Origin of the sequence: Nocardioides limicola (assembly GCF_016827675.1) — a bacterium.
Taxonomy (GTDB): Bacteria; Actinomycetota; Actinomycetes; order Propionibacteriales; family Nocardioidaceae; genus Nocardioides; species Nocardioides limicola.
Genome location: NZ_JAERJA010000019.1, coordinates 1 through 9130, shown reverse-complemented (window position 1 = coordinate 9130; position 9130 = coordinate 1). Strand labels below are relative to the sequence as shown.

General features: G+C 70.8%; 7 protein-coding genes. 1 reads left to right on the top strand and 6 read right to left on the bottom strand.

Going from position 1 to position 9130, the window contains the following annotated elements; all coding sequences use genetic code 11:
* A partial coding sequence (locus JKG67_RS18745; RefSeq protein WP_238998690.1) for an HNH endonuclease signature motif containing protein occupies positions 1–565 on the top strand: 565 nt, incomplete at its 5' end.
* 197 nt (positions 566–762) lie between these two features.
* Here the strand turns inward: JKG67_RS18745 and JKG67_RS18270 are convergent.
* The 6 genes from JKG67_RS18270 to JKG67_RS18245 all read right to left on the bottom strand — a co-directional run bounded on the left by JKG67_RS18270 (position 763) and on the right by JKG67_RS18245 (position 9089).
* Positions 763–1479, bottom strand: coding sequence for a sirohydrochlorin chelatase (locus JKG67_RS18270; RefSeq protein WP_203338794.1), 717 nt, complete (start codon positions 1477–1479; stop codon positions 763–765).
* Complete coding sequence (locus JKG67_RS18265; RefSeq protein ID WP_203338793.1) at positions 1476–2603, bottom strand: uroporphyrinogen-III synthase; 1128 nt, start codon at positions 2601–2603, stop codon at positions 1476–1478. The genes JKG67_RS18270 and JKG67_RS18265 overlap by 4 nt, the downstream gene beginning before the upstream one ends.
* Entirely contained in the window at positions 2600–2944 is a 345-nt protein-coding gene (gene nirD, locus JKG67_RS18260) for a nitrite reductase small subunit NirD (protein WP_203338792.1), read from the bottom strand. Before nirD ends, JKG67_RS18265 begins: the two co-directional genes overlap by 4 nt.
* Positions 2941–5496 carry a nitrite reductase large subunit NirB gene (nirB, locus tag JKG67_RS18255; RefSeq protein WP_203338791.1) on the bottom strand — a complete coding sequence of 852 codons (2556 nt, stop codon included), beginning with the start codon at positions 5494–5496 and terminating at the stop codon, positions 2941–2943. The genes nirD and nirB overlap by 4 nt, the downstream gene beginning before the upstream one ends.
* Positions 5497–5598: 102 nt before the next feature.
* Positions 5599–7002 (bottom strand): FAD-dependent oxidoreductase, encoded by a 1404-nt coding sequence (locus tag JKG67_RS18250; protein WP_203338790.1) that lies wholly within the window; start codon positions 7000–7002, stop codon positions 5599–5601.
* Positions 6999–9089, bottom strand: coding sequence for a molybdopterin oxidoreductase family protein (locus tag JKG67_RS18245; protein ID WP_307816625.1), 2091 nt, complete (start codon positions 9087–9089; stop codon positions 6999–7001). Before JKG67_RS18245 ends, JKG67_RS18250 begins: the two co-directional genes overlap by 4 nt.
* Positions 9090–9130 lie beyond the last annotated feature (41 nt).

Genomic DNA, 9130 nt, shown 5'->3' with positions numbered 1-9130 from the left:
GTCGAGTGTCGGCGAGGGACGAGCCGATGTATCGAGGCCACCCACCCGGCGGGTGGTGTTGCATGTGCATCTGTCCGAGGACGCGGTTCAGGGGTACGGGGACGGGATCGCCCGGGTCGAGACGATCCTGGGGCGCCGGGACCGCTTGGTGACGTTTGAGCAGCTCACCGAATGGTGTGAGGGCGCCCAGGTCACCGTCCAGCCCGTCCTGGATCTGCACGAGACGTTGATGTCGACGGGGTATCAGCCCGCAGGCAGGCTGCGGGACCAGGTGGTCGGGAACAACCCCACGTGTGTGTTCCCCTACTGCCACCGGCCGGCCAGGACCAGCGATCTGGACCATGTCGAACCCTGGCGCGACGACGGTGGCGGTGGCCGGACCGACTCCACGAACCTGGCGCCGTTGTGTCGTACCCACCATCGTGCGAAGACCCACCTGGGGTGGACCTACACCATGCTGATCCCCGGCGAGTACCTGTGGACCAGCCCCCAAGGCCGCTCGTATCACCGTGGACCCGACGGCAGCAGTCCCGTCGACCCACCACGAGATACACCCAGCCCCTGACCCCGCACCCCCACCGGCTGCGGGGCCACCGGCACGCCCGGGGTGGCCTCGATACACCGCCTCGCAAGCTCGGCGGCACTCGACCACCGAACGGGCGGCGGCACTCGACCACCGAATGCAGGCGGCACTCGACCGCCGAACAGGGACGACGCTCGACCACCGAACCACACCGACCGCCCACGCCTGCTGGGTCTCGCTCAGGCTGCGGCATCCACTGCGGCGACGGCGGCGAGGTACCGGCGTACCACCAACTCGACCAGCAGCGGGTGCGGTCCGAGCACGCCGGCGACCCTGCTGACCCCGCAGGCGGAGGCCTGCGCGGCTGCCTCACGGGAGAAGTGACCGACCGCGGACAGGTAGGGCACCACGGCCAGCCGCTCCGCGGCGCCGGTGTCCACACCGGCTCGGGCGTGGGCGATCGCTTGAGGCAACCGGGGTCCAGCACCGCTCACGGTGGCCACGGTCACCGGTCCACCCCAGCGCCGTTCGAGCAGCCGGGCAGCGCGGTCCAGGTCCGCCGCCGCGGCGCGGTCCCGGGAGCCGGCCGCCACCATCACCACCGGGTCCCCCGGGTTCGCGCGCGCCTGCAACAACCGTCGGGCCATCACCTCAGCGAGCAGTGGATGCGGGCCCAACGGGGGGCACATCGTCACCGGGGCGGCCGACCTCGCCGCCGCCGCCGGCAGGTCATGGCGGACGTGATAGCCGGTCGACAACAACAGCGGCACGACGACGGTGGCTTCCTCGGCCCGCGCCATCACCTCGGCGAAGGTGGGCACGCACAGTTCCACGTACGACGCCTGGGCGGGCACGCCGAGGAGCCGACCAGCTGCGCTGGTCACCTGACCGGCCACCAGATTGCCGGGACCGGTCCGGGTGCCGTGCGCGACCGTGACCAGGCGGGCCGACCTCATCCGACCACCAGCCGGTAGCCGCGTTTCACCACGGTCTGGATCAGCTTGGTGCCGAGCGCGGACCGGAGCCTTGCGATCGCCATGTCCACGGCGTGCTCCGAGGCGGTGCTGCCCCCGGGCAGCACCGACAGGAGTTGACGTCGCGACACCACATGCCCGGGGTTGACCAGCAGCGCCTGCAGCACCGCCTGCGGTGCCGGCGACAGGTGCACCTCGACCCCGTCGAGCAGCACGCTCTCCCCGTGCACGAGCAGTGTGTGGCCGGCGACCTCGAGGGCAGTGCCGGACCGGCGCAGCGGCAACTCCGTCTCCAGCAGTTTGATCATCGCCGCCAACCGGGAGCGCTCCGGCTCGATGGTGGGCACCCCCCACATCTCGAACGCCGCTGCGGTGACCGGGCCGACGCAGGTGGCGACCACGTCCGCCTGCAGCGCGCCGACCAGGTCGTCGCGGCGACCGGTGACCTCGGCGACCTGCATCATCGCCGCCACCGCCGGCGCCGCGGTGAAGGTGACCGCGTCCAGCTTGCGGTCGGCGATCAGTTCGACCATCCGGAACATCGGAGCCGGATCCTCGGCCGACTCGACCCGATAGACCGTGACGACCTGCACGTCGGCGCCCTGTCGGCGCAGCGCATGCGCCACCATCGACAGCGACTGGCCGTGCTCCTGGACCACGATCCGTTTGCCGGTCAGGTCACGGCCACGCAGGTGGGTGAGGACGTCGTCGAAACATTCGGACTCGGGGTACCACAACTCCCGCAGCCCGCGCCGACGTAGGGCGCCGACCGTCTTGGGTCCACGGGCGATGATCTCGGCCCGGCCGAGCACGTCGAGCAGCCCGTCCAGTTCGCCCCACGACTCGACGGCGTCGAACCAGGACTTGACCCCGATGCCGGTGGTGACCACCAGGATGTCGACCGGCCTCGACGTCACCGCCTCGGTGGCGGCCCGCAACGCGTCGGCGTCGATCCGGGTGGGTTCCACCGACAGGAACGGCGCCCACTCCACACTGGCGCCGCGCCGTTCCAGCAGTGCGATCTGTTCCTCGGCCCGGCGCGCCGCAGTGACCCCGATCCGATAGCCAGCAAGGGCTTCGGGGTCAGCGAGCGGGCTCCGGTTCATGCCAGGGTGCTCGCCTTCCGTGGACCCACCAGGATCGTCCCGTCGACGACCTTCACGTCGTACGCCGGGACCGAGACGGAGTCGTCGTCCAGGCACACGCCGGTGCGCAGGTCGAACGCCTGCTTGTGCATCGGCGAAGCCACGAACGGCACGTCACCGCGGGTGCCGATGATGCCGCGGGCCAGCACCGAGGCGTGCGCGAACGGGTCGTAGTTGCCCAGCGCGTAGACCTGATCGTCGTGGGTGCGGAAGATGGCCACCGCCTGGCCGTGCACGAGAGCGGTGACGCCGCGCTCACGCTCCAGGTCGTCGACGCGACAGATCTGTTGCCAGTCACTCATGCCGTGGGTGCTCCTACCGGGATGTGGCTGCCCAGGGTGACGGGCTCGCTGCTCAACTGGGGCTTGATCTGGTCGCGCTCCACCTCGAAGGAGATGTTGGCGTCGGGCACGTCGGGGGCGTTCACGAAGGAGACGAACCGCGCCAGCTTCTCAGGGTCCTCGATGGTGGCCCGCCACTCGTCGACATAGCTGCCCACGTGGCGGGCCATCTCGGCCTCGAGCTCGGCACCCAGACCCAGCGCATCGTCGACGACGATCTCGCGCACCCGGTCCAGGCCACCGTCGATGGAGTCCAGCCACGTCGACGTGCGCTGCAGCCGGTCAGCCGTGCGGATGTAGTACATGAGGAACCGGTCCAGGTAGCGGATCAGCGTCTCCGAGTCCACGTCGCCGGCCAACAGTTGCGCGTGCGCCGGAACCATCCCGCCGTTGCCGCAGACGTAGAGGTTCCAGCCCTTCTCGGTGGCGATCACCCCGAAGTCCTTGCCTCGGGCCTCGGCACACTCACGGGCGCACCCCGAGACTCCGCCCTTGAGCTTGTGCGGGGACCGCAGGCCCCGATAGCGCAACTCCAACTCGATGGCCATCCCGACGGAGTCCTGGACCCCGAAGCGGCACCAGGTGGACCCGACGCAGGACTTCACCGTCCGCAGCGACTTGCCGTAGGCGTGCCCGGACTCGAACCCAGCCGCCACCAGCCGCTGCCAGATCGCCGGCAACTGTTCCATCCGGGCCCCGAACAGGTCGATCCGCTGACCTCCGGTGATCTTGGTGTAGAGGCCGAAGTCGCGGGCCACCTCGCCGATCACGATCAGCTTCTCGGGAGTGATCTCGCCGCCGGGGATCCGGGGCACCACCGAGTAGGAGCCGTTCTTCTGCAGGTTGGCCAGGTAGGCGTCGTTGGTGTCCTGGAGTGCCGCGGTGTTGCGGCCGAGCACATGCTCGTTGAACTGGCTGGCCAGGATCGAGGCCACGGCCGGCTTGCAGATGTCACAGCCACGGCCGGAGCCGTGCGCCTCGATGATCTGGTCGAAGCTGCGGTAGCCGTGCACGGCGACCACGTCGAAGAGCTCCTGGCGGCTCAGCGGGAAATGCTCACAGATGGTGCGGTCGATCTCGCGGCCGATGCTGGCGAAGTGGTCCTCGATCAGCCGCTTGACCACCGGCACGCACGACCCGCAGGTGGTGCCGGCGTTGGTGCACGCCTTCACTCCGGCCACGTCGTCGGCCTGACCGTCGGCGACCACGGCGACGATCTCGCCCTTGGTGACGTCGTTGCAGGAGCAGATCTGCGCCTCGTCGGGCAGCGTCACTCCTGCCCCGGAGCCGGTGCTGGCGGGCAGGATCAGCTCCTCGGGGTTCTCCGGCAACTCCATCCCCGAGGCCACCATCGGGCGCAGTACGCCGTACGCGGAGGCGTCGCCGACCAGGATCCCGCCGAGCAGCCGCTTCCCGTCGTTGCTGACCACCAGCTTCTTGTAGACCCCGGCCACCGCGTCCGCGAACACCAGTTCGAGGGCCCCCTCGGTGCCGGCGAAGGCATCACCGAAGGAGGCCACGTCGACGCCCAGCAGCTTGAGCTTGGTGGACATGTCCGCGCCGGTGAAGGTGCCGGGGCCACCGAGCAGCGCGTCGACGGCGACCTCGGCCATCGAGTAGCCGGGCGCCACCAGGCCGTACATCTGCCCACCGGGGGCGGCGCACTCGCCGATCGCATAGATCCGGTCATCGGAGGTGCGCATCTGCTCGTCGACCAGGATGCCGCCGCGCTCGGCGACCGCCAGCCCACAGTCGCGAGCCAGCGCGTCCCGGGGCCGGATGCCGGCGGAGAAGACCACCATGTCCACGTCGAGCGGCTCGTCGCGGTCCTTGAACTTGAGGCTGTCGACCTTGCCGTCGGCGCCCGCGTCGATGAGCTCGGTCATCACGCCGCAGTGCACGGTGAGACCGAGCTGCTCGACGTGCCGGGTCAGTGTCCGGCCGCCGGCGTCGTCGATCTGGACGGCCATCAGCCGCGGCGCCAACTCGACGACGTGGGTCTGCACGCCCAGTTGGTGCAGCGCGTTGGCGGCCTCCAGGCCGAGCAGTCCGCCGCCGATCACGGCGCCGGCCTTCGCGGACTTCGACGCCTCCCGGATCGCCTCCAGGTCCTCGATGGTGCGGTAGACGAAGACGTTGTCCAGATCGTGTCCGGGCACCGGCGGCACGAACGGCGCGGCACCGGTCGCCAGCACCAGCGCGTCGTACGCCTGCACGTCGCCGTTGTCGAGGGTCACCTGCCGCGCGTCCCGGTCGATGCCGGTCACCTGGGTGCCGGTCAGCAGCCGCACCCGCGGGTCCTCGTAGCTGCCGTCGGGCAGGTAGCTCAGCGCCTCGGCACCGACCTCGAAGAAGCTGGTGAGCGCCACCCGGTCGTACGCCGGGCGGGCCTCCTCGCCGACCACCACGATGTCGTAGGTCTCGGTGAGACCGCGCTCGATCGCGGCCAGCACGAAGCGGTGGCCGACCATGCCGTGGCCTGCGACGACCAGCGTCTTGCGCACGTGGATCATGGTGGAAGGTCCTTCCTTGCGAGGTGCGATCACGCTAGGTGGCCGCTGTTGTCATTGCGTTTCCGCGTGTAACAGCCGTGAAAACGCCTGCTCACGCCCGGCTCAGGTGCCGGCGGCGACGGGGACTGCGCTGTCCACGCCGAGGAGCTGTCGAACGGTGGGGGCACAGCCGCCGCACCCGGTGGTGGCCCGGGTGCGGGAGCGGACCTCGTCCAGGCCGCTGCAGGAGCGGATCGCGCCGGCGGTGACCCCGGCGCAGGCGCAGACCTCCACGTCGTCGGGGAGTTCGGCGGGTGCGTGGCGTCGCTCCGGCAGCAGCAGGTCGCCCGGTTCAGTGCGACCCAGCCGGGTGCCGCGGTCATAGAGCTGCGTGATCAACCCGACCCGGCTCAGGTCACCGATCAAGGTCGCCGCGACCAGCCGGCCGTCGCGCACGACCAGCTTGCGGTGCGTGCCCTTGATCGGGTTGCTGACCGAGACCACCTCACCCTCGGCCTGCTCGGGGTTGCCGAGCACCGCGACCTCCAGCCCGGTGGCGCGCAGCCGGGCCACGTTGCGTGCCCCCGGCCAGGTGGAGGAGACCCCGGCCAGGTGCCGGGCGAGCACGCCGGCCTGGTCCCAGGCCGGGCCGACGAAGCCGGTGGTCTCGTCGCCGAACTGGGCGCAGTCGCCGAGGGCGTGGATCCGGGGATCGGTGACCGAGGCGAGGTGTTCGTCGACGACCACCCCGCGGCGTACCTCGAGGCCGGCGCGTCGGGCCAGCGCGGTGGAGGGGCGCCCGCCGGCGGTGAGCACGATCAGGTCGGTGGCCAGCGTGTAGCCGTTGTCCAGGCGCAGACCGTCGGGGGTGAGCTTGATGGCTCGCGCACCGGTGTAGACCTCGGTGCCGAGGCGCTTCAGGTCCCTGGTCAGGACCTCGCCGGCGGCCACGTCCACCTGCCTGCTGAGCAGGTGGTCGGCGCCCTCCACGATCTCGGTGGCGACGCCGCGGATGCTGAGTGCCCGGGCCACCTGCAGGCCGAGCAGGCCGCCACCGACGACCACGGCACGCTGCGGATTCTGGTCCCGCACCGCCGCATCCAGCCGCAGGCAGTCGGCCAGACTCCGGAAGGCGTGCACGTCGGGGTGCAGGCTGCCGTCGAGCTGGATCAGCCCGCGGATCGGGGGCAGTGTCGGGATCGAGCCGGTGGCCAGCACCAGCCGGTCGTAGCCGATCCGCTCGCCGTCGACGAGCATCACCTCGCTGCGTTCGGTGTCCACGTCGAGCACCCGGGCGCCGGTGCGCAGGGTGACCCCGGCGTCGGCGTACCACTGGGCGGAGCGCAGCGTGATCGCGTCGACCCGGTGGGTCCCCTCCAGGACCGCGGAGAGCAGGATCCGGTTGTACGGCGGGTGCGGCTCGTCACCGAGAACGGTGACGTCCCAGTCGGTGTCGAGGGCGACGAGTTGCTCCACGAGTCTGACTGCGGCCATGCCGTTCCCGACGATCACCAGGCGCCTGGTCATGCGGCCACCACCTGAGCGGCGCAGACCTTGAACTCGGGCATCCGGGAGGCCGGGTCCAGGGCGTCGTTGGTGAGCTTGTTGGCGCCGACCCAGTGGAACGGCACGAAGACGGTGTCCGGGCGGATCGTGGTGACCACCTTGGCCGGCGCGGTCATCTCGCCGCGTCGGGTGCTGATCACCAGGGGGGCGCCGTCGGTGGCGCCGAGCCGGTTGGCCAGCACCGGGTGCACCTCGATGAAGGCGCCGACGTCAGGCAGGTCCTTGACCCGCCGGGTCTGGGCGCCGGACTGGTACTGGGCCAGCACCCGGCCGGTGGTCAGGTGCAACGGGTACTCCTCGTCCAGGGGTTCGGCGGTGCCACGGTGGCCGACCACGTGACAGATGGCACGGCCGTCGCCGGTGGCGAATCGTTCGGTGAACATCCGCGGCGTGCCTGGATGGCGTGGTCCTGCCGAGACCGCCGGGCACGGCCAGAAGACCCCCTGCTGCTCGCGGATCTGGTCGTAGCTGATCCCCGAGTAGTCGGCCTTGCCACCCGCCGAGGCGCGCCCGAGTTCGGTGAAGATCTCCTCGGGGTCGGTGCTGAACTTGATCGGGGCGTCCAGCCGCAGCGCCAGCTCGGAGATGAGCTCCAGGTCGCTGCGGACGCCGGCGGGCGGGGTGATCGCCTGTTGCCGGAGGATGACTCGGCCTTCGAGGTTGGTCATCGTGCCGGTCTCCTCGGCCCACTGGGTGACCGGCAGCACCACGTCGGCCAGGGCCGCGGTCTCGGACATCACCAGGTCGCAGACGACCATGAAGTCCAGTGCCTTGAGTCGCTCGGTGACGTGGTTGATGTTCGGCGCCGACACCACGATGTTGCTGGCCACCACCATCATCATCTTCGGTCCGTCAGCGCGACCGAGGGAGTCCAGGAGTTCGTACGCCGAGCGGCCCTTGCCGGGCAGCGAGTCCGGGTCGATCCCCCAGACCCCGGCCACGTGGGCGCGGGCTGCCGGGTCGTCGATCATCCGGTAGCCGGGCAGCTGGTCGGCCTTCTGGCCGTGTTCGCGGCCACCCTGGCCGTTGCCCTGTCCGGTGAGGCAGCCGTAGCCGGCGTGGGGGCGTCCGGGCAGACCCAGCCCGAGCGCCAGGTTGATCCAGGCGAGCACGGTGTCCGAGCCGGTGGCGTGCTGCTCGGCGCCGCGGGCGGTGAGCACGATCACCTTCCGTTCGCCGGCCGGCTTGGCGGTCAGCAGCGCAGCCAGGGCGCGGAGTTCGTCGCCGGCCACTCCGGTGACCCGCTCCACCTGCTCGGGCCACCAGGCGCGGACCGAGTCCCGCACCGCGTCGAAGCCGTTGGTGCGGGTGGCGACGTACTCCTCGTCGACCTGGCCGGCGGCGTCGACCAGGTGCAGCAGCCCCAGCGCCAGCGGCAGGTCGGTGCCGGGCACCGGCTGCAGGAACAGGTCGGCGCGCTCGGCGGTGCTGGTGAACCGGGGGTCGATGACGACGACCTTGCCGCCGCGCTCCCGGAGCCGGTCCAGGTGACGGGCGGCCGGCGGCATCGTCTCGGCCAGATTGGAGCCGACCAGGACCACCACGTCGGCGTCCTCGAGGTCGGCAAGCGGGAACGGCAGTCCCCGGTCGACGCCGAAGGTGCGGATGCCGGCCGACGCGGCCGAGGACATGCACCAGCGTCCGTTGTAGTCGATCTGGCTGCTGCGCAGGGCCACCCGGGTGAACTTGCCCAGTTGGTAGGCCTTCTCGTTGGTGAGCCCGCCGCCACCGAAGACGGCGACGGCGTCGGGCCCATGCGCCGACTGGATCCCCTTGATCCGGTCCGCGATCAGATCCAGCGCCTCGTCCCAGTCCACCGCGGTGAGTTCACCGGTGGCCCGGTCCCGCACCAGCGGGGTGGTGAGTCGCTCGCGGTGCCCGATCAGCCCGGCGGCGTTCCAGCCCTTGCGGCACAGGGCCCCTTCGTTGACCTCGAACTCGTCCCAGGCCGCCACCGTCGGGCGACGGCTGCCGACCAGCTTCATCCCGCACTGCAGCGAGCAGTACGGACAGTGGGTGCTGGTGGACTCCTTCATGGGAGGGGTCACGTGAGGGCTCCTTGGTCGGTGGGGCGTTGCGGGGTGGGCCG